This is a genomic window from Leminorella richardii (assembly GCF_900478135.1).
Lineage (GTDB): Bacteria > Pseudomonadota > Gammaproteobacteria > Enterobacterales > Enterobacteriaceae > Leminorella > Leminorella richardii.
In genome coordinates this window covers 815,077-835,140 of the sequence record NZ_LS483470.1, presented here as the reverse complement: position 1 = coordinate 835,140, position 20,064 = coordinate 815,077, and the positions used below count along the sequence as shown (strand labels likewise).

At 52.1% G+C, this 20,064-nt stretch carries 19 protein-coding genes; 4 read left to right on the top strand and 15 right to left on the bottom strand.

What is annotated here, in order from left to right; genetic code table 11:
• The first annotated feature begins 93 nt into the window (after positions 1-93).
• A complete protein-coding gene (locus tag DQM29_RS03885; protein WP_170126485.1) occupies positions 94-1,311 on the top strand; it encodes a sensor histidine kinase in 1,218 nt (405 codons plus the stop codon).
• Positions 1,312-1,455: 144 nt separating this feature from the next.
• On the opposite strand, the gene DQM29_RS03880 is transcribed toward DQM29_RS03885, so the two are convergent.
• From DQM29_RS03880 to DQM29_RS03860, 5 genes are all read right to left on the bottom strand, one after another.
• The gene (locus DQM29_RS03880) at positions 1,456-1,911 is read right to left on the bottom strand and encodes a GNAT family N-acetyltransferase (RefSeq protein ID WP_111739399.1); all 456 of its coding nucleotides are present in this window, start codon (positions 1,909-1,911) and stop codon (positions 1,456-1,458) included.
• Between the two features lie 159 nt (positions 1,912-2,070).
• On the bottom strand, positions 2,071-3,579 hold the full coding sequence (gene pdxR, locus DQM29_RS03875; protein ID WP_111739398.1) for a MocR-like pyridoxine biosynthesis transcription factor PdxR: 1,509 nt from the start codon (positions 3,577-3,579) through the stop codon (positions 2,071-2,073).
• A 174-nt stretch (positions 3,580-3,753) separates the two neighbouring features.
• The gene (locus DQM29_RS03870) at positions 3,754-5,190 is read right to left on the bottom strand and encodes a DASS family sodium-coupled anion symporter (RefSeq protein WP_111739397.1); all 1,437 of its coding nucleotides are present in this window, start codon (positions 5,188-5,190) and stop codon (positions 3,754-3,756) included.
• A gap of 54 nt (positions 5,191-5,244) precedes the next feature.
• Positions 5,245-5,943, bottom strand: a complete 699-nt coding sequence (locus tag DQM29_RS03865; RefSeq protein WP_111739396.1) for an RraA family protein — start codon at positions 5,941-5,943, stop codon at positions 5,245-5,247.
• A 26-nt stretch (positions 5,944-5,969) separates the two neighbouring features.
• Positions 5,970-6,935: a hydroxyacid dehydrogenase gene (locus DQM29_RS03860; RefSeq protein WP_111739395.1), complete on the bottom strand. Its 966-nt coding sequence runs from the start codon at positions 6,933-6,935 to the stop codon at positions 5,970-5,972.
• 345 nt (positions 6,936-7,280) lie between these two features.
• Between DQM29_RS03860 and DQM29_RS03855 the strand changes: the two genes are divergently transcribed.
• Together DQM29_RS03855 and DQM29_RS03850 are read left to right on the top strand one after the other, a co-directional pair.
• Entirely contained in the window at positions 7,281-8,195 is a 915-nt protein-coding gene (locus DQM29_RS03855) for a LysR family transcriptional regulator (protein ID WP_170126484.1), read from the top strand.
• Between the two features lie 113 nt (positions 8,196-8,308).
• Entirely contained in the window at positions 8,309-8,875 is a 567-nt protein-coding gene (locus DQM29_RS03850) for a periplasmic heavy metal sensor (RefSeq protein WP_111739393.1), read from the top strand.
• Between the two features lie 112 nt (positions 8,876-8,987).
• On the opposite strand, the gene DQM29_RS03845 is transcribed toward DQM29_RS03850, so the two are convergent.
• Positions 8,988-9,521, bottom strand: a complete 534-nt coding sequence (locus DQM29_RS03845) for a hypothetical protein (RefSeq protein ID WP_111739392.1) — start codon at positions 9,519-9,521, stop codon at positions 8,988-8,990.
• A 288-nt stretch (positions 9,522-9,809) separates the two neighbouring features.
• Between DQM29_RS03845 and DQM29_RS03840 the strand changes: the two genes are divergently transcribed.
• Positions 9,810-10,019, top strand: coding sequence for a tautomerase family protein (locus DQM29_RS03840; RefSeq protein ID WP_111739391.1), 210 nt, complete (start codon positions 9,810-9,812; stop codon positions 10,017-10,019).
• 50 nt (positions 10,020-10,069) lie between these two features.
• Here the strand turns inward: DQM29_RS03840 and DQM29_RS03835 are convergent, their stop codons facing one another.
• The 9 genes from DQM29_RS03835 to DQM29_RS03795 all read right to left on the bottom strand — a co-directional run bounded on the left by DQM29_RS03835 (position 10,070) and on the right by DQM29_RS03795 (position 20,063).
• On the bottom strand, positions 10,070-10,615 hold the full coding sequence (locus DQM29_RS03835; RefSeq protein WP_111739390.1) for a hypothetical protein: 546 nt from the start codon (positions 10,613-10,615) through the stop codon (positions 10,070-10,072).
• Between the two features lie 148 nt (positions 10,616-10,763).
• Positions 10,764-11,276, bottom strand: a complete 513-nt coding sequence (locus DQM29_RS03830; RefSeq protein WP_145960333.1) for a hypothetical protein — start codon at positions 11,274-11,276, stop codon at positions 10,764-10,766.
• Positions 11,277-11,563: 287 nt separating this feature from the next.
• A complete protein-coding gene (locus DQM29_RS03825; RefSeq protein ID WP_111739388.1) occupies positions 11,564-11,794 on the bottom strand; it encodes an IS1/IS1595 family N-terminal zinc-binding domain-containing protein in 231 nt (76 codons plus the stop codon).
• A 64-nt stretch (positions 11,795-11,858) separates the two neighbouring features.
• Positions 11,859-12,971, bottom strand: coding sequence for an LPS O-antigen chain length determinant protein WzzB (locus tag DQM29_RS03820; protein ID WP_111739387.1), 1,113 nt, complete (start codon positions 12,969-12,971; stop codon positions 11,859-11,861).
• A 9-nt stretch (positions 12,972-12,980) separates the two neighbouring features.
• On the bottom strand, positions 12,981-14,219 hold the full coding sequence (locus DQM29_RS18085; protein ID WP_145960332.1) for a hypothetical protein: 1,239 nt from the start codon (positions 14,217-14,219) through the stop codon (positions 12,981-12,983).
• A gap of 143 nt (positions 14,220-14,362) precedes the next feature.
• Positions 14,363-15,115 carry a fimbrial biogenesis chaperone gene (locus tag DQM29_RS03810; RefSeq protein ID WP_111739385.1) on the bottom strand — a complete coding sequence of 251 codons (753 nt, stop codon included), beginning with the start codon at positions 15,113-15,115 and terminating at the stop codon, positions 14,363-14,365.
• Between the two features lie 58 nt (positions 15,116-15,173).
• A complete protein-coding gene (locus tag DQM29_RS03805; protein WP_111739384.1) occupies positions 15,174-17,819 on the bottom strand; it encodes a fimbria/pilus outer membrane usher protein in 2,646 nt (881 codons plus the stop codon).
• A 115-nt stretch (positions 17,820-17,934) separates the two neighbouring features.
• Complete coding sequence (locus tag DQM29_RS03800) at positions 17,935-18,519, bottom strand: fimbrial protein (RefSeq protein WP_170126483.1); 585 nt, start codon at positions 18,517-18,519, stop codon at positions 17,935-17,937.
• Between the two features lie 1,145 nt (positions 18,520-19,664).
• Complete coding sequence (locus DQM29_RS03795; protein WP_111739382.1) at positions 19,665-20,063, bottom strand: helix-turn-helix transcriptional regulator; 399 nt, start codon at positions 20,061-20,063, stop codon at positions 19,665-19,667.
• Position 20,064: the final 1 nt, after the last annotated feature.

Sequence of the window (20,064 nt, the reverse complement as noted above, 5' to 3'; positions counted from 1 at the left end):
ACCCTTTTGTACTCTATGTCACCCCATAATCTCGGTTCAGAATTTCCAAAATTTAAGCAAACTTATACATTACTGGCGGAATTAACCGAACAGATGAGGGACAATCCCGAGAAGCGGCAACACTTTATTCATCGCTTCGATCTTGCCCTACAGCAGGACTACGGTGGCGATATGCCAGGATTTGCCTATCGAGTCATGATACAGCAAGGAGACCAGATCGTTTACCGTTCGCCACATTTGCCGTCAGACTTACATTATCGAAGCACTGATAAGCTTGAAACGCTCTGCAGTATCAGTCAGGGAAGCTGCTGGTATACCTATACCAGCAAGCCGCTAGAGTCAGATATTTACGTGACGTTTCTATTGAGTCAGCTGGAGATGGGCGTCTTCTATTCAACAGTCAATACTACTAACTTCTATCTAACGCCGATTATCATCAGCCTGCCGCTACTGCTTTTTCCCGCTTGGTTAACGATTTATATCGGCCTAAGGCCGCTTAATAAAGTGATACATGAAGTCTCGCAGCGAGGCCCCAGAGACTTAACCGAGCTCACCTTTAAGCCTAAACATAAAGAACTGGTAACGATGGTGGATAACATCAATATGCTGCTGCAAAGGCTAAGAACCAGCAGTGCCAGAGAGCGAAGCTTTATTGCCGATGCCGCGCATGAGCTGCGAACGCCGTTAGCCGCCATGCGGATCCACGTTGAAGCGCTGGAACAGCAAGCCAAAGGCCATAATTTCAATGAACTGCTTACCGGTATCCTAAACAGCAACTGGCGAGCAACGCGTCTGGTCAGTCAGCTGCTTAACTTGATGCGTAATGATGTCGCTGACAACAGTGCCACCGCGCTCATTGACCTAGAAAGCCTGCTACAGGAGAGATTAGCGGTTCTGTCCGGCTTAGCCTGGCAGAAAAATATCGAAGTGGAGCTCCTGTCTGAACCTGAACTCTTTATTGATGGCTATCGGGAAGGCTTAATTTCTCTCACCGACAATCTCGTCGAGAACGCGATTAAATATAGCCCCAAAGAAAGCACAGTGACCATCAGCCTGCATAGGGTAGACAATCAGATAGAGCTGGTTGTCAGCGACAGAGGTCCAGGGATCGACAACGTCCTGCGCGAACGCGTATTCAGCCGTTTCTTCCGCGCGCCTGACCAAACAGAAAGCGGCAGTGGCCTTGGACTCTCTATTGTTCACGCCGTCATACTTCAGCACCACGGCACGATTGAGTTAACTCACAGCCAGGAAGACGGCTCAGGATTAAAAGTGATTATCCGACTGCCAAGAGCGACATATCCCCGCTAAGGAGACTGTATATCGTTAGAAAACGGTCACTAGGCAAGTGCTGGGAACCGAGAAAGCGTTGGGGTACATCGAGCAGCCACAAAAAATAAGTGGGCGATAATGAGTCTTTTACCGCCCCACTGCTGTCTTCACGAGTGTATTAAGCTAGTTTTTCATATAAATCACAAACGACGTGCGCTTGCCAATAACGTCATACAGGGAGCGAGCCGAAGAGTTAAACTCCTGCGTCATCCAGTAGACGCGGCTGCAATCCCGCGCTTCAGCCTGACGATAGGCTTCATCAAACAGCTTTTCAGCAACGTTCTCTCCTCGTGCCGACTTATCGACAAAGAGATCTTCAATGTAGCAATAGTCTCTGTCGCTCCAGGTCGAGGCGTGGTAAACAATATGCATAAAGCCCAGCAGCCTGTTACTGCCGTCAACGGCAACCAGACCGCAAATATCCTTCCCCTCGCACAGCGCCGAGAAGGTGTTTGCCGTTACTTCTGGCGTAATCTTTGCCCGATAGAAGTGTTGATACTGCTGCCATAGTGAAAGCCATTCCTGCCGGTCGGCCTCAGTAATCGCTCTGATGGTGACGTTTTCCGCTGTTTTTTTCATAACCCCTCCGACTGTCGTCTTTATGTAGTCCTTATTGAGCTCCATTAACTCAGCCAGAGTAATATAGACACCCGACTTCATCGGGTTAATAGACCAATTTATGAATTTTGAGGGACCAATTTTTAATACGGCTAAAACCGAAAAGCGGCGCTCGCTGATCTATTTTCCATCATACTCATCATACTGATGAAGAATATCGGCAAACTGCTTCACATAGCGTTCGGCCTCTATAGGATCAAACGCGGCAAATCCCATCACCCAGCCCGACAGAGCGTCGTCTCCACAGCACAGGTCGGACAGCCCCTGTAAGGCGATGCCTGACGCTATCGACTGAGCAATAACGAATCGCTCAATGGCTTTATTTTCCACCAGACACAGAACCTGTAGGCCGCATTCGGGATAGATAATCGTCGCTTTGTCGCCAACGTACTGCTTCAACAGCTGGATAAAACGCTCCACCCGCGTAGCGTACATTTTCCTCATGATGCGGACATACTCTCTGAAATGACCCTGTTGCATAAACCTGGCCAGCGTCAACTGAGTAAGCGGCGAGACAGCGCCGTCCATCGCCCTACGCATAGCCACCATCGGCTCAACAAGCGGCTCGGGCACCACCATATAGGCGACACCCAGCGCGGGAAGCAGCGTTTTGCTAAAAGTGCCTAAATAAATCGTTCGCTGATAGCCATCCAGCCCCTGTAGAGACGTTGTGGCAACGCCGCTGTAGTGAAATTCGCTGTCGTAGTCGTCTTCAATAATCCACATCCCGCGCTGCTTTGCCTGAGCAATCAGCGCTAGGCGGCGCTGTAGTGAGAGAATACTGCCGGTGGGATACTGATTAGACGGAGTAAGATAAATCGCCTTCGCTCTCACAGCCGAACGGCTTATAGACTCAACGTCAATGCCGCTGTCATCCACTGAAATCGGCTGTACATTCAGCTGTGCGGCGCGAAACGCGCGAATGGCACCGGGGTAACCGGGGTTTTCCATATAAACCGTGTCATCGGCGTCCGCCAGCACCTGAGCACACAGCGACAGCGCCTGCTGAGTGCTGCTAACAATAATGACCTGCTCGGCGCTTGCCCTCACGCCGCGCTCCGCACGTAAATAGTCGCTGATAACGCCACACAGCGCTTCGCTGCCTTTAACCCGACTGCCGCCAATCGCCAGAGCGCCCTCCTCCTTGGCTACTTGCTGATACAGCTTTAACCAGATGTGCATTGGAAAGTTTCGCGTTTCGGGAACCCCGGGGGTGAAAGGCCGCTGATAGGGTACGCTGTCGAAGGCAATTTGAGCGCCGTTTGTACTCCTGCGGCTTAAAGCGGTATTCGAAAAGAACGCGTTATCCAGTGTAGGCTGTAGCACTGAACGCTTCCCTAGCAGTGGGCGTTCGCGTGGGGAAATAAAGCTACCGCGCCCTACCTCCCGGTGCACATAGCCTTCGGACTCCAGCGCCGAGTAGCAGCGCTCTACCGTCCCTCTGGAAACCTGAATCGATGCCGCAAGAACGCGGCTTGGTGGCAGCCGCTGAGTGCGGGCAAACTCGCCTTGGTCAATCATCGCTTTAAGAGCGCTAACCAGCGCTTCCGTCAAAAGCCCTGATGCTCCTTTCTGCAAGGCCTGCGCTTTTTGTTCACGAAGGTATTCAATGTGTTTCTCAGTTAACATAGCTGGCGTTTCAGTCCGTTAGCGAACGATGCCGCTCAGTTTATCATCAAGTCAATTCCGCTGGCGAACCGCCGAGGCCAAGGTCGGTAGGAAAAATGAGGCAGCGTTCAAACTCTGAACTGCCGCCTCTCGAAGGGAAGTGATAGACGCACCGCAGAGCGGCGCTTTTAAACGCTAGAAGATACCCAGCAGCGGCCAGTAAAACAGGGCGCACAGCGCATAAATCAGGCAAGCAATGCCGCACAGCACAATACCAACGCGCGGATAGTCACTGATAACCACTTTACCTGTTCCATAGACCAGCACACCGGGAATGGTGTTATAGAACATCAGCAGCGGATAGGCGCCGATAATCATTCCCCCCGGTAAGGCCAGCATGGCCGGTGGCAGACCCGCTGCGGTAGCGATGCCAATCAACACCGGCAACATCGCGGCAGCCATCGCCGTGGTGCCAACAAAGAAAACGTGTAGGTACTGGACTACCACCAGCACGACGATAATCAGCGCCACGGTAGACAGTGTCGACAGCCCGAGATGATTGAAAATGAGCATGGAGATCCACTCGGCAGCACCGGTTTTCATCAGAATTGCCCCCATGCTCACGCCGCCACCGCAGATAAACAGCACCTGCCACGAAACACCCTTGTTGGCTTCAGACCAGCTGATCACCCCCAGCTTCGGGAAAAACAGCAGACAGGCTCCCAGCAGGCAGGCGGTGGTTGAATCGATCCCCAGCCACTCACCGGTCACCCAGAGGAACACCACCCCAAGGAAGATACAGAGTGTCTTCCACTCTGCGGGGGACATTTTCCCCATTCCCTCCAGACTTTCCTTAATCAGCTTTTCACCACCGGGAATGTGAGACTGCTCCGGCGGGTAGGCAAACTGAAGGTATAGCCAAGTGATAAACGTCATGATTAACGCCGGAGGGAAGCCAACGATCAGGAAATCCAGATAGGAGATCACCTGCCCGCTGGCATTATGGATAAACTCAACGGTTATTGGATTAGGCAGGTTTGCCGTCAAAATGCCGCCGCTGATCGTCGAGTTAGTGAAAGACATCGTGAACAGCAGGTTTACCGCAAATTTCGTTCTTCCCTCTTCTTTAAACAGCGCAATCAGGTTAAGGCAGATAGGCAACAGGATCGCCACTCGCGGTGTTGAAGAGGGAATAAAGAACGCCAGCACGATGTTGGCAATAGTCACCCCCAGCGTCAGGTTTCGCACGCTGCTGCCGGTAACTTTCAAAATTAAGAAGGTGATCCTTTCTGCCAGCCGCGTTTTCGTCAGCGCCACCGCCATGATAAAAGCGCCCACCAGCAGATAGGCTGACGATGACGAAAAGCCGGACAGCGCCATCTTCAGGTTACACACCTTAAACAGCACCGCAGCCGGAACAATAAGCAAACTGGACACAACAATTGGCACTGGCTCGGTTAAAAACAGGATAAAGATCCCAGCGAACAGCACCAGCGCATGTCGCCCTTCCGTAGATAGTCCAGCCGTGGCTGGCCCTTCCAAAAGAAGCATATAGGTCACTACCATGGCCAACAGCGCCAGCGGTATTCCCCACCGCTTCTTAAATGAAGAGTCTTTTATTTTTTCTGTCATTATTATTCGCCTCTTTAAGAGAGCCGACCACTTTCGCGGTCGGCAGCGTTAGGATCAGCCGGGATAAACCGCGTCAATAATTTCACAGCCCTTGGCTGCTAGCGATTTATCTACCCAACCGCGCTCTGCCTGCCCCGTTTGGGCTGCCACTAGCTTTGCATGATCATTGGCTGAAAACTTACGCGCTTCTTCCAGCAGTTTTGCCGCATCGTGCTTAGGAATAACGATTACGCCATCGCCGTCGCCGACAATGATATCGCCAGGCATGACGTGAATATTGCCGCAGGCGATGGGGACGTTGACCTCACCCGGACCCTCTTTGTAAGGCCCTCCAGGGGTATGGCCGGTAGCATATACGGGAACGCCCATGGAATATATGGTGTCAAGATCGCGCATCGGGCCGTCCAGCACGATGCCGGCAATTCCCTGAGACTTCGCATAGGCCACCATAATTTCTCCCATCAGCGACTGGCTGTTGTCCCCCTCGTTGGAAACCACCAGAATATCGCCGGGCTTAATCATGTTTAACGCCTTGTGCATCATCAGGTTGTCGCCGGGGCGCGCCTTAACCGTCAAAGCAACGCCGACCATATTCTGTTCCGTCGGCTCGGTCATCCGGCGGATGCGGCAGCTCATGGCGCTCAGCCGCCCCATACAGTCGGCGATGTTTGCAGCAGGAATAGTTTTAAAACCTTCAACCACTTCGGCAGCGGGAAGTTCACGTTGGGTAAATACTCTAAATCCGATAGACATGGTCTTTCTCCAGTAGATAGTAAAGGTTATTTGATTAAGTGATTGACGCACAGCGTCGGCGCCAGAGGCTCACCGTTAAGGAAGCGAAGCACGTTGTCTGCCGCGTGAGCGGCCATCGCCTCTAGCGCATCGGGGGTCGAGCCGCCGACGTGCGGCGTCATAACAACCGTCGGCATAGAGGCAATTGCATCGCTGGCGCTCAGGGGTTCATTGACAAAGGTATCCAGACCTGCGCCCGCCAGCTTGCCGCTTTGCAGGGCAGCGACCATGGCGCTTTCGTCGATAAGCGGCCCTCTGGCGGTGTTAACCAGAATGGCGCCGTCCGGCAGCAGCGACAGCGCCTGTTCATCGATCAGGTTTTTCGTCGAGGGCAGCAGCGGACAGTGAAGGCTTAGCACTTGGCTTTGACGCAGCAGTTCGGGGAGTTCATCGATTAGCGTCACTCCTTCAACCGGGCTCTGCTTCATCATGGGGTCGTACGCCACTACCTTCATGCCAATCGCCATGCAAAAGGTCGCCAGCGTTTGCCCGATCTGCCCAAAGCCGACCAGCCCCAGCGTGCGACCGCTTAGCTGCTGACCATCGCCAGAACGGCTCCAGTTCCCGGCTCGCAGATCTCGGTCATACAGGGCTATCCGCCTTGCCGCCGCCAGCATCAACCCCAGCGCAAGTTCAGCAACTGACTGGGAGTTAGTGCCGGGCGTCACCAAAACGGGAATGTTTCTTTGCGTCGCCGCGTCGACGTCAATATTGCTTACACCGACGCCGTGCTTGGTGATGACCTTCAGGGTTGGACAGGCGCGAATCGCCTCTCCCGTCAGATCCAGCGTGCGGGAAATAACGGCGTCCACTGGCTCAGTGGATAAAATGCGGTAAACCGCGTCTGGATCTTTAGGGTTATCTACGTAGATAACTCGACAGCCAGCCTCAGAAAGCTTTTTCACGCCCTTTGGCGCAAGCTTTGGAGCCGTCATCAGTACGGTAAAGCTCATTCTCTTCTCCTCTCTCCATTTTTTGGTTGGGAGATTTTTAGCGCAGGGAGAGGGGGAAGAGACAGACAATAATATTGATAGCGGCAATAACTTTTTATGGTAGAGAAGCCAACTCCCAAGAATCAATTAATTATATTTAAATACAATCAATTAGATATTTTGACCTGTTCTTTTTATAGCAAAGCACCACTCTGCATTTCCGGTCGACTTCACACTTATCGGCCGTTTTTGCCATCGATATGGCAATAAAAAAATGCGATTTTTCGCCGTCAGGTCAATAAAAAAGCAAACGGCATTACCTTACTATGTCGTCTAGGGATGAACGATAAAAGGCGCCGAAGAGTCATGAACCTAAATATCCGCGATTTAAAATTTTTTTACATCATTGCTGAAGAGGGTAGCCTCGGTCAGGCCTCTGAGCGCATTGGTCGCTCGCAGCCAGCGCTGTCGAAGTGTATTCAGCGGCTGGAGGACGAAGTGGGAACGCCGCTGCTTGCACGAAGCGGACACGGCGTTACGCTGACGGCGGCGGGGGAAATCATGCGGGAGAGAGCCAGAAAGCTGTGCTTCTTTATGGATCAAACCGAGCAGGATCTAGAGAACTACGTGCGGGGCGTTTCGGGTAAAATCCGCATCGGCTGCGTACCTACAGTAGCAGAGTACCTGATCCCAACCCTGTGCCAGACGTTCTTAGCCGAAAACCCGCTGGCTACGCTGGAAATCGTTCCCGGTGTTAACGACTACCTCTGGGACAATCTGGAAAACTACCAGCTAGACATTATTCTGGTGACCAAAACCATCAACTATGAAAACGCCATCGTTTATCCCATTATCGACGACGCCGTCGTTTTGGTGGCCAGCTGCCAGCACCCTCTGTTCAGTAAAGGCGTCAAGTCAATTACGCCGGAAGATCTGGTTCAGTACCGGTGGCTGCTGTCCGGCAAGCACACGGCGTCCCGCAGCTGGATAGATCAGTTTTTTATCAGCCGTGGCCTGCCGCCGCCGCAGGTTCAGATAGAGACATCGTCATCGCGCCTGATGCCGAAGATCCTCACAGCCAACGAGGAACTGCTAGGGTTTATTCCTCGACGCAATCTCACCAAAGGCGGCGTGGCCTACCGACAGCTGAAAGAGATCCCGCTGGCGGGCACCACTAACTCTCGCCACTTTATTCTAGGCAGGCTGAAAGACCGACAGCCCTCCCCCATTACCGAAAAGCTAATACAGCTGATCAGAGAGAAAGGCGCGGAAATGTTTTAGCCCGCTGCAGGTTTTTGTCGTTTTTGCCATAAAGAAGACGCTTTATGATGTAACCCCTGCGGTATAATATTTATCACAACAATATCCTCTACCTACAACGAGAAGGAATTTTTATGCAAATCAAAAAAACGGCTCTCGCCGCCCTGCTTTCCCTTACCGCTCTTGGGTTCGGCGCCTCTGCCGCACCGGGTCACGACCACGCCGCCATGGGGCACGGGCAGCCCGCACAAACTGAAGCTCCTGCCGCAGCGGCAGAAGCTCCGCCAATGATGGCTGGACACGGTTCGCACGGCCAAGAAGGCGGAATGATGTGCGGCTCGAAAGGCATGAAGGGCGGCCCCAAAGGCATGATGAGCCAGTTTACGCCAGAACAGCAGGCACTGCTGACCAAGGCGCATGAAGACTTTCGCGCAGCTACCGCGCCGCTTCGTCAAAAGCTGACGTCAAAGGGCTATGAGTACAAGGCAGCACTGACCGCCGTTCCTCTTGATGAGCAGAAGCTCCAGACGATCAGTAAAGAAATCAGCGCAGTTCGCAGTGAAATCGAGCAGCTTCGCGTCAATATGGATATCCAAATGGCAAAAGCGGGTATCCCGATGATGGAACACGGAATGCCTGGTGCTATGGGCATGGGTATGGGCATGCACGGCGAGAAGGGTAAAAAAGGCTGCTGCCAGTAGTTCTTTTACATTCAATCTAAGCCTAAAAGGCCACGACCCACCATATTTTGGGTCGCGGCCTTTCTGTTTATTTCGCGACGGACGCGATTTCGGGCTCTTTCAGGCGCTATAGCTAATAGGACAGCGTGCCCAATGCGCTCTTGCCCGCTCTGAGGTGCCTACCGTTATTATCTTTATCGATCATCAGCGACGTAACCAGCATTTTCCCCTGAAACGCAGAGACTAGCATCACCATGTTCTTCCTTTCAGATCCTCGTCCACTCGGCGCCTTTACCTCTAGCCATACGACTTTGCGGCCGTTGACTCTCCCCTCTCGCATCGTCGGCGAGTAGGGTTCAAGCTCTTCTCTCATCCCATCGGCTATCGTTGCCAGATGCGACTCGTTAATTTTTTGTCCTCTCATTTCAAACACGCTAAACGAAATCAGCGCTTTACCGCCTTGGCCGTCCAGATACCAGGCCTCTTTTGGCCGATCTGAGCCAGGGTAGGCTTTTCTCAGCGCGCTGCTGGACAATTTCTCATATCCACTGGGAAGCGTGATGCGCGCTTTTCCCCCTAATACCTTTTCAGTTTTTGCTTCGGCATAGCCGGTTCCCACAAGAGTAAAAAGCACCAGCGCTGCACTGAATAACGTTCTTATCTTCATCTCGGTCCCTCTTGAAAGAGTAGAAATTATCGTCCTAATAATTCTCGCCACTGGGAAAAGCGGCTTTTAAAAAAGATGCTACATGCGGGACGGATCCTAACACGCACGCTGCCCCTGCCTTTTATCTACAATGAGTAAAGTTAGAAAACGCGATGGAATATTCTGCCCAAGGCGTCAGTATTGGCTGACGGGTAAAAAACATTCGATGCCACACCGCGTTATTGACTTGTGGTTAACGTTTTTTTCGCTAAATTAGGCAGTACACATACATAAATCAGGAGAATAAAAATGCCCTACGTAAATATAAAAGTTACCGGAGGTGCGGAAGCGCCGACGCCTGAGCAAAAAAGTGAACTTATCCGCGGAGTCACTGACCTGTTAGTCAGAGTGCTGAATAAGAATCCGGCAACGACTGTCGTTATTATTGATGAAGTAGATATGGATAACTGGGGCGTCGGAGGGAAAACCACAACTCAGCGCAGACAGGAAGCCGGTTAAGTCTCATCTGGCTCAGGGCGCCTCGCGGCGCCTTATTTAAGCGGCCATGTCTAGCTAAATATCCTTTTTAGCACGCTCATCCCAACAAAATACATTGCCGTAATAACCGCGGGGATCGCCAGAAAAAAGAAAAGATCGTCAATGTACATAGTGCGTAAAAAGCCGGTTCCCTCGCTTCTGATCGTCGCTAAAAGAAACATGAGTAGAATCACCCCATATACTTTTATGATGCTAAAAGATCGAATACCGCTCTTTTTTTGAACCGCCTCAGACTGTGAATGATTGCTCTCTTTAGTCTCTGCAATCACTAGCTCTTTATCTCCGCCAATAAATTGACCATCGATGTAAACCTGTAGCCCCTGTTTTAATCCGCCTTTCATCGGCGCAGATGTCGCGACAATATGCTGAGTCACGCCTTTGAAGGCGTAATCCTCCGTGAGCCTGCTCTGCACTCGGTTTCTTGAAGGATCCGATTTGGCAATCACCTGCCCGTCTACTGACAGTGTCTCATGGCTTGCCAGCCGAAAAGGGTTAAAGACAATACAGAACTCAATATGATGACCAGCGTGAGTCAACGCGAGTTTTTTAGTTATCATTTCACACGCCCCTGATGGTGTAATGAAGCAAACCGCATCTCTTTAGGCGGAATTTAGTAAACTGATAGTCACTCACATTCTGTCTCCTATTAATCCTTTTAAATTAAAGGCGTGTCGCAACGTTCACTGCACAATATTTCTGTATTACCTACTTTTTGATTTCAATAAAATATTTTTCCCAATGGGAAATATCCGGCGTTTCTTGCCGCTCAAAGTAATCCAGAAGGAATCGGAGAATAAGCTCTCTGTCTTTTGTGTAGTATTTATATATTGTACAGCCGGGGCGTTCATCCCTAACTCCCACTTCTACCGTCAAGTCAAAATGGGTTATTGAATCAGGCGCGCCAACCTGAATAAACGTGCTGCCGTTAATGGGGTCACAGGGAGTAATAGTGATAAAATCCCAATAGTCCGCGCTGAGGCCGCTTAAAATATCCTTAATTAAGGCAGCGCTTATCTCATCGTGGGAATAAGATTGACCGTTGGTTTGCAGTGAATAAACCTTATCGGAAGGCGCCTGTTTTTGTCCGCCGCGCTTGCCTTTCTGCTGAAAAAGACCTTTATGCGCCAGTACTATTAATATCGCCAGCGCAGCCACTCCAGCTCCGATAGAGTACATACAAATTCCATTTAAATCACAATAATATAGAGTAGTGGCCATTGTCTTCTCGCCTATCGTCCGGCGCTTTCCCTGTAACTACAGACCGATATAAAAGCGTTGTAACACCCAAAGATCCTAAAAAAATAAAAGGCCGCTATAACATCCTGTTTTGTCGTAAAAACGCCGAGAAAATATAACCAATTGATATTTATTCACTTAAAATGCCATTAGTTATCCTATCACGGACTTAGGCCCCGCCGTTTGTCCAGAATGTGTAAAGCCGCCTTAGCTAAATAGACACCGTGATATAAAAAATATTAAACGCGCATTCAGACCGTTATGATGGCTTAAGCGGAATATATTTCAGTTTCCTTCCGCCCTTGCTCTAGAGCCTGTTGCTGTTTGAACACTTCAGCGTCTTCCACATACAGCCGGTAGGCCGAATAGATATACTTCATCTGAAAGGTTCGCCGGCAGTGATTACACCAGTATCGCTGGTAGCCTGAACGAGCCGTGCCGTGCTTCTTCACCGTATGCGTTCTTGTGCAGTATCGGCAAGGGATTTTCTTATTAAACATGACCTATTTCTCCTTTTAGACAGTGCTGCCACTCTGTTTTGATAGTTCCTTGTGCAACGTTTGCTCAGCGCAACAGGCTTGCAGCCCCCCTGCTGTCATACTGTGCCAGCGCGTGTCGCACCAGCGTAATACCGACGCCCACCATTCCCCCGAGAAGCACCGCCAACATCAGGATCAACAGGCTTTTCGGTCGCTCCTTTTTCACTGAGGCATCCAGCGTAAACTGGTAGCAGTGCGCGCTGTCCGTCGCGTTCTGTTTCAGCAGCGGTGCCAAAATGTGCAGTTCACGCTGGATATCGTGATAGCGAGCCGGATAGACTCTGGAGCCGTTTTTCAGGGCGCTGATTTCCGCATTCAGGTAGTTCTCCCCCAGCATGTATTTATGCACACTGTTGGCCAGCTCGATTTTGGTCCCTCCCTGCTCTGCGGAGCGGGTGTAGTAGTCGGTGATCCCCGCCTGCCGGGCGACGTCCAGCGCCCGGTTGAGCTCCTTAAGCTGATTATCGTGCTGGGTTTGCAGGCTGAACTCGATATCCGCCAGTTCCTTCTGGCGAGCAGCCACCAGAGCCTCGACGCGGTTTTGGAATTCGTCTTCATCCTGCTGGAGCACTCGGTGATTGATATAGTCAACGTAGCCCGCCATCAGCGTTCTGGCAGTGTCCGGCGAGTCGGCTCTGGCTTCAATCACGAAGTACGGTATCTGCCTTTTCTCATCCGGCGTTATGACGAGCAGCTCCCGCTCGGCCATCAGCTCAAGGCGACGGCGAGTCTCTTTCTCATCCAGCCCCTGAGTCTGCGCCTGAAAATAGTCGGTGCTGGCGAGGTAGGCGTGCTTTTCGTTAGGGCGGCGTGCAGTAGCGGTAAAGTGGCCAAACAGCCTGCTGGAGATCTCCTCGGGGGTCACGCTGAGATCCAATACCAGCGAGACGGCGCGCCGCTGCGCCAGATATTCGCTGAATCCCGCGAGGCGAGGAGCCGTTACGTACGACGTGGCGACCCACTGTGCCGGGGTGATGAACAGGTAGCCCGCCGCCAGTATGAGCGACAAGGCAATACTGGTGAATATCCACCGCCGCGCGCGCCACAGCAGCAGGATCAGTGCAATCAGATCGATCTCATCATTGCGTGATGATGAATAGCGGCCGTGCGGTAGAATGTCGCTGTTGTCCATAGCCATGCGTATTACCTAATGGTAGGTCACGAACATATTGACCTTGCCGGTAACGGGCCCGGTATAGGCCACGCCGTTGCGCTTAATGGCGCTGCGCTGGATAAAGCGGGCGCCGAACTGAGCCTGGCTTTGGCTGTTGTAGGTGAAGTCTTGCGTATTGGTTTTTATGCTGCCATGAGCACCAGTATTAGTTTTGTAGGTGGTGACGGCTTCCCCTATTTTATGCACATTCAGTCGTGTGTCGTTATAGAGCATTTCGACTTCTAGCCCATCAATAGATTGGCCTCCAATACTGTCATAGAGGCTAATATTACGGTTAGTAAGGGGGGATGAACCTGTGTCCTGGAAGCTGAATTCGACATTGTCGAGCTTACCAGAACACTCTAGCTTAAGATTGATAGGTTCGATATTTCCTGTATAAGGTAGGCTGACATTAGGCTGAACTGAGTTCGACGCCAAATTTACCCAACGACCCAGACTTATTTGATAATCCGTCGCCCCACGCAGTCGACACGCAACGGGTTGTATCGTGATAGCATTCCCACTGAGCAAAGCTCCCGGATTGACTGGACTCTGCCCAGTTATAGTCACTGTTGTCGTGCCGGCATCAGCCCCTATAACGCTTAACGCCCCATAAGACGTAATATCACCCGTTTTTATGAGTTCGGCTCTGATCGAATAGCTTGCTTGCCCTTTTAATGAATGCAAAACTCTGGCTGGTACATTGGCGTTTGTATTATTAACACAGTATGTCGTAAGGTTACCTAGATTGGCGCTAATGGAGTTGCTGTATCCCAGTACTATTTCATTCCCTGGAATTGGATTACTTATGTATCCACTATTATCATATGTACTTATAACACTCGTGCCATAATTACAGGAACCTCTGTCATACGAAGTATTCGCCGAAACTTTCATATACAATTTTACGCCAATCCCCTCTATTGAAGTTTTATAGATTCCGGAAGATAGCTGTGTTCCACTTTGCACAAGGTTTGTTGATAGAGAAAATGAAGGATTGAAAGTGGTTATACCTGCATTAGACTTGACGGTATTTGCACATTGACTAATTCCCGAACTCGTGCAGGACCAGCCAAAGTTGGGTAGAAAATCATTATAATCCCAGGCGTAAAGAACAGAGCCAGTTGGTAAATGGTTATCGACAATCAGCGTTTTCGCCTGAGTAAACGGCTTATTGGTTGGATATGTGAACGTACAAGACCCCGCATTTTTTCCGAAATTTGGATTTGGCACAGTAGCTGAGCCAGATAACTGTGGACAGTTATTAGGGTCAGCCCAAGTGTAACTGTAACTATAAGTCTGAGCGCTTAACCTACCGGTCATCCCCATAAGAGACGTAACAGCCATTACGAAAGGGATAATGATATGTCTGAATTTCACAATTTCACCCCCGTACTCAACACCTCAGTCTCACCGCCGTAGTCGTTCACCCCGCTGTAGGTTAACGTCACCGACTTGCCCCTGAGGCTCTTCGGCACCGCGTAGCGCTGGCTGCCCATCGGCGGCGGCATCTGGATTTTGTCTTCCAGCGTTATACCTTTCGCACCGCCGGCCTTAAGCTCCAGCTTGCCGAAGCTCACGTGGTACGGCGTGGGGTTGGTGGCCTTCAGCCACACCTCGCCACCCTCGCGCTCCACCGACCAGCTCAATGACTTCACCGCGTCCGACGCCTTCGTGCCGTCCAATCCTTTCGGGCGCACAAACACCTTCAGCCGACTGCGGATAGCCAGCACCAGCTTGTTGTCGCCCCCGTCCTTGGCCTTGGGCGGGATTTCCTGTATCGACAGCCAGTACACCGATTCCCGGTCCTGCGGGATTTCCCCCGGCAGCACGACTAAGCGCAGCTTGCCCTCCTGCTTGCCGCCGATTTTCATTACCGGTGGCGTCAGCACCAGCGGCAGACCGTTCTCGTTGCCCTTCAGGTCTTCCAGCCACGACTGGATGAGGTAGGTCTCCTGACTTTCGTTCACCACCTCGATGGGCGTTTCCTTGTCCTCGGCGTAGGCGACTATTCGGGTCAGCTGCGGGCGCACAGCGCCGTAGGTCTGGGCTGACAGCAGGGTGATTCCTAGCGCTGAGGCAACCAGCGCACCGCGCTTGAAAGTTTTCAGGTGGGTCAAAAGCGTCATGTTCGCGTTTCCTTTACGTCTGTTCTTTATGGCGTTGTTCGTTGTGTAAATCGATAAACTAGCGGCAGTCCACCGGGATTTTGGTGTGCCACTGGGACTCGCTGTCCCCCTCCGGCAGCTTCGGCAGGGTAAACCGGCACTGCTGGTCTCGTCCCCAGGACACCGTCAGCGTCTCGTCCCGCCGCGCGTCCAGTCCCGTCAGGTAGGCCAGCCCGCCGTTGCCGACAATGCCCGCCTCTTCGTCCTGCCCGTCTACCGTCACAATGGCGCCCACCGGCACACCGTGCGGCCCCTGCACAATCACCATGGCTCTGCGACCAACGCGGGTGGCAAAGCGCAGCAGTACCGCCGCCCCTTCCGTTGGCACCACCTTGCGGCTGGACTCCTTCAGCTCCGTGGTGGGGGCGTTGGTGGTGTCTAAACTCACGGTGTTGTAGCGGTACGGGCTCAGGTAGTTGACCACCGCCCGACCAAAGTAGTCGGTCTTGTTCTGGCTACCCGACACGCCGATGTCGGACGCCCCGGGCGTTTCGATAATGGCAATGGTGTCGCCCATTCTCGGCGCCAGAATGACGCCGCCCTTGTACAGCACCAGCCCGCCGGCCATCCCGGCAGAAAACTGGTCTGAATGGCTGCTGTGGCTGACCGACGTGTTCAGGGTGGCCAGGTTGGCGTTGTAGCCCAGCGAGGCGGATTCGCTGAACTTGTCTTTGTAGTCCTTCTGCACGTTCAGGCTGTAGGACAGCGGACTGTCCTGCTGGCTGCCCGATATCCCGACCGACTGGCTGTAGCGGTTGTCCCGGTTGCGGGTCAGGTTGTAGTTGACCGAGTTGTAGTTGCGCTCCCGCTCGCCCCAGCGCAGGGGAATGCTGACCCCGAGGTTAAGCGAGTTGTCGTTGTCCCCTTTGCCGTTTTTGCTGTAGGTGTAGGACAGGCTGACGTTGGCAGGCCCAATCAGAAAGCCGTAGCCGCCGGACGCCGAGGTGGATTTCTCCGACGTGCCGTAGTAGCGGTCCTGACTCAGGGTCAGGTAGAGGTTGCCGTACTCCTGCATCCCCTGGTTGACGTTAACCTCAAGGCGGCTGCGGCGACGCTTGTTCCACAGACTGTCGCCGTCCTCGTAGTCGCTGTCATAGCGCTCGCCCCGGTGGTAGTTGCGGCTGTTGAACTCGGAGAACGACAGAAAGTGCTCGGAGCGGTACTGGTAGCCGAGGATACGCAGGCCGGTATCGGTAGTATCAAACTGCTTGGCGTACAGCAGGCGCACGGCAGTGCCGTTCCTGGTCTCTTTGTCATACAGGCCGTTGACCCGGTCATAGACGTATCTGGCCTGAGCGACGTCCAGCGAGAAGGCGCCGATGTTGCCGATGTTCCAGGCCGCCCCCGCGGCCAGCGACTGGTAGCTGTCCGACCCTAATCCTGAGACGTTCAGGGTAAAAGCTTCAAACCCCCGCTCAACGCTCAGCGCCCCCATTATCGGCTTGTCCGCCTGGTCGTCGCGGTACTCCCCCACCGACAGGCTGTAGCGAAAGGCGCCGGGGCGTATCATATTGGGCAGTGAAGTATAGGGCACCGAAAACGTCTGCTCGCTGCCGTCAGTCTCTTCTACCGTCACGTCGAGGTCAGCACCCACCTGACCGGTATAGACGTCGTCAATGGCGAACGGCCCCGGGGTCAGGGTGCGGCTGTAGATGATGTTGCCCCGCTGGCGCACCACCAGGCGGGCGTTGGTGCGGGCAGTGCCGCGTATCACCGGCGCGTAGGTAAACTGGGACTCCAGCAGCATGCGTTCGTTGGTGCGAAGGGTAAAGCCCCGCAGGGGAATAACCCCCATGATATTGCTCGGCGTGTAGGTATAAATATCCCCCGCCGAGACTTTTGAGTGCAGGGCGGCAATGTTTCTTTCGGCGTACAGCCGGTCGTGGTTGGTTTTCCAGCCCTGATTGGCACTCTTGTTAAAGGTGTCGAAACTGTAGACTCGCCACGGCCCCAGGCTGGCGGTGCTGTTCAGGCTGACGAAGGCGCTGTTGTTAATATCCCGCCCGCCGCTGCCGCCACTATTGCCGCTGTTTTTCTGGCGCGAATGGTAGAAGTAGCCGTTATAAGAAGTGCGCAGGGTGGGCGTACCGTCGTCCCACTCCTTGGGGGAAATCATCTGAAAGCGCAGGCTGTTGACCGCCTCCTGAGGCACGGTCAGGCGCAGGCGCTGGTGGGCGTCGTCGTAGAATACCCGGGCGGCGGGAATGCGTTCCCCAAGGTCGTCGCAGACGGCGGGTATTGACTCCGGGTTTGAATCTAAGCCTGAATCTTTCAGCGACGTTTGCCAGTCATCGTACAACTCGGTCTTGATGCCGACCTCTTTCAACAGGCTGCGGTTGAGGCAGGGGATGACCGTGCCGCTTTGGGCGTCGGCAACAAAGTGAACGTCATAGACGTCGGCCACGCGGTCGTTGACCACCACTTCGACGCGCTTGATACCGGGGGCGATGGCGTTTTTGTAGAGAAAGATGTCCGGCGAAGCGCCGTTTTTGTCCTTGCGCAGGAAAATGCTTTCAAACTCGCTGTCGCTGTCGCTCTCCTGTGCCCAGGCGCTGGAGGTGAAGGCGATAAGCAGTGACGAGGCTAGAAGAGACAGCGTGCCCGCTGCGGTCACCGTGGTTTTTATTGTTGTTCTGGCCGCTGTGCGTCCGTGTCGTGTGGTCATGTCTGACGCTCTCCCGTCCCCTGCTGCTTTCCTTGAACACCGGAGCCATCTGGCGACAGCTCCGGTGGTTATTGCGATGATGAACGCGACGCGCTCTCGCTATTTCCGGTGGTGATTAGAAATAGGAGATAACGAAGTCGGCCGCCGCGGTGACGTTACCCGCGGTGACGCCGGTGGTCAGCGACTTGTAGGCGGCCTGGTAGTTCAGGGTGACAGGGCCCGGAGAGGCGGCGGCCGGCAGGGCTGCGCCCGGGTCTTTGGCCGGACCGTTGTTCAGGTCGATTTGCGTAGTGCCGTTCTGGCGCATGATGGCGATACCCACGTTAGCGGCAGGCGTCGTTCCTGCGGTGTTAGCCATGACGTAGCCGTCACTGGTGGCGCTGGAGGTGGTGAACAGCGCCCGCACGTTGTTCAGTCCGGTCGCGGCTTCGCAGCCGGTCAGTTGGATAGAGAACGGCGTTTGGCCTGCATAGGTACCTGCAGCGGCGTTCAGCACGGTGCTGGTCACGGGTGGCAGGGTCAGCGTGGCGTTGATGGGTGTACCGGTGGAGACCGCGTCTGCCGTCACCGAGGCGATGGCGGTACAGGCGGAATCGGTCACGGTACCGTTAAAGGTGATGGTGCCGTCGGCGGCGTTAACGGCAGTGCTGCCGAGTGCTGCCATAACGGCCGAGGCCAAAATATACTGATTGAACTTCATAACAAACTCCATATTGTTAGTATTAACTGTCGGTTAAATTGAAGTAGGCCGCCCTGCCACGTGCTTTACTTTTGGACGGTTACCTCACTGGTTCTGTGAGCAATAGGCGCACCGATCCCGCAAGAGCGAATGGCACCCATGCTCGCGCGAATATCCTCATTTTTTATAGAACGAGAATGCTTTACCGCGATATATTCCTATAACGCGTGTGTAGTCTTATTTCCCCCATCAATAAGAAGTGGAAAAATGAATATTTTCTCTAACCCATTAGCACTGAGCGCGCATAAGTACGTTTATCTGTAGCCCCAACGCCTCATTTAAAATAAAAATGCCACGATAGCTTTATATATAAACAAGAGACACCCACTTCTCCGTAATCCCTTGCAGCTAGCGGCTGTAGTCTGAATAGGCTACTGCGTATAGGCCATCATTAAGGACAGGCAATGACCGTGTAACCGTTTCACCAAACCATAACGATTTTTTCAGTCTTAAAACTCACTGAAAACATTAAAACACGATCAATAATTCTGTGTAAAATTTTATTAATAGATTTATAAACCAATCAATTCGAAATTAATGGTTTTTTAAATTAAAAAACAAACAAAAAAAAGAAAAATAATATTCAATTCGGTAAAAACATGGTTATTACTACTTATTTTTAAGAACAATATCTTATTTTTCAGAAAATAATTTATCTCAATATGCGTGTTTATAAAAACGCTCACATCAAAGCAAAAAAGAACACTTATAAAAACAATAAAATATTGCCATAAATCCTTTAGTTATCTATCATTCAGAGCATTAAATAATAGTTGATGATAGTTACATAAAATACAAAATTAAATTTTTATATTACATCATTAACTATCTCTGTGATGACGAATTTTCTATTATTCCACTATCGTGTCAAAGGGAGGAGGATCTGCAACAAATGCCTATAGCGCCTGTTATTGATTGTTAAAGCCAAAATAAATATTACAAAAAGCCCGCAGAATACCGGCCAATGATAACGAGGCGACTGTCTAATAGCGTAATAGCAGGGAACGGGGAACGGGGAACTGATCGTCCCCCGCCTGATAGAACAACAGTAGAAGAAATGGATAAATGAAGCGCTATACTCTCGTAGTGATTTCCGTTACAGCTCCTCAGCGAATAAACAGCGCCCCTGAAGACAGCACAGGAACCGTTTTTAATCCCGGAATGTTCTGTCGCTGAACGGCATTTAGCTGCCGATACTGAGAAGGAGTGTAGCCAAACTGCTTTCTGAAGGTGCGGCAGAAATACTGCGGCGAGCTGAAGTAATAGCGCTCAGAAATATCAGTAATACTCACTGAATTTCCCTCGCAGAGCGTCGTAGCGGACATCGTCAGACGGCGCAGTAAAATATAGTGGCGCAGCGAATAGCCTGTTTCCTGTTTAAACAGTCTTTGCAAATACCATCTAGAATAGCCCGATTTATTGACGATCTCCTGAATAGCGATTTCTCTATTCAGATTTTGCTCTATCCAGGCCAACAGTGAGGCAATAAATGCTTTTTTACGCATA

Excerpts from the sequence above, each read along its gene's own strand:
- DQM29_RS03885 (WP_170126485.1), top strand. The coding sequence starts at position 94 with ATGAGGGACAATCCCGAGAAGCGGCAACACTTTATTCATCGCTTCGAT.
- DQM29_RS03880 (WP_111739399.1), bottom strand. The coding sequence starts at position 1,911 with ATGAAAAAAACAGCGGAAAACGTCACCATCAGAGCGATTACTGAGGCC.
- pdxR (WP_111739398.1), bottom strand. The coding sequence starts at position 3,579 with ATGTTAACTGAGAAACACATTGAATACCTTCGTGAACAAAAAGCGCAG.
- DQM29_RS03870 (WP_111739397.1), bottom strand. The coding sequence starts at position 5,190 with ATGACAGAAAAAATAAAAGACTCTTCATTTAAGAAGCGGTGGGGAATA.
- DQM29_RS03865 (WP_111739396.1), bottom strand. The coding sequence starts at position 5,943 with ATGTCTATCGGATTTAGAGTATTTACCCAACGTGAACTTCCCGCTGCC.
- DQM29_RS03860 (WP_111739395.1), bottom strand. The coding sequence starts at position 6,935 with ATGAGCTTTACCGTACTGATGACGGCTCCAAAGCTTGCGCCAAAGGGC.
- DQM29_RS03855 (WP_170126484.1), top strand. The coding sequence starts at position 7,281 with ATGAACCTAAATATCCGCGATTTAAAATTTTTTTACATCATTGCTGAA.
- DQM29_RS03850 (WP_111739393.1), top strand. The coding sequence starts at position 8,309 with ATGCAAATCAAAAAAACGGCTCTCGCCGCCCTGCTTTCCCTTACCGCT.
- DQM29_RS03845 (WP_111739392.1), bottom strand. The coding sequence starts at position 9,521 with ATGAAGATAAGAACGTTATTCAGTGCAGCGCTGGTGCTTTTTACTCTT.
- DQM29_RS03840 (WP_111739391.1), top strand. The coding sequence starts at position 9,810 with ATGCCCTACGTAAATATAAAAGTTACCGGAGGTGCGGAAGCGCCGACG.
- DQM29_RS03835 (WP_111739390.1), bottom strand. The coding sequence starts at position 10,615 with ATGATAACTAAAAAACTCGCGTTGACTCACGCTGGTCATCATATTGAG.
- DQM29_RS03830 (WP_145960333.1), bottom strand. The coding sequence starts at position 11,276 with ATGGCCACTACTCTATATTATTGTGATTTAAATGGAATTTGTATGTAC.
- DQM29_RS03825 (WP_111739388.1), bottom strand. The coding sequence starts at position 11,794 with ATGTTTAATAAGAAAATCCCTTGCCGATACTGCACAAGAACGCATACG.
- DQM29_RS03820 (WP_111739387.1), bottom strand. The coding sequence starts at position 12,971 with ATGGCTATGGACAACAGCGACATTCTACCGCACGGCCGCTATTCATCA.
- DQM29_RS03810 (WP_111739385.1), bottom strand. The coding sequence starts at position 15,115 with ATGACGCTTTTGACCCACCTGAAAACTTTCAAGCGCGGTGCGCTGGTT.
- DQM29_RS03805 (WP_111739384.1), bottom strand. The coding sequence starts at position 17,819 with ATGACCACACGACACGGACGCACAGCGGCCAGAACAACAATAAAAACC.
- DQM29_RS03800 (WP_170126483.1), bottom strand. The coding sequence starts at position 18,519 with ATGAAGTTCAATCAGTATATTTTGGCCTCGGCCGTTATGGCAGCACTC.
- DQM29_RS03795 (WP_111739382.1), bottom strand. The coding sequence starts at position 20,063 with ATGCGTAAAAAAGCATTTATTGCCTCACTGTTGGCCTGGATAGAGCAA.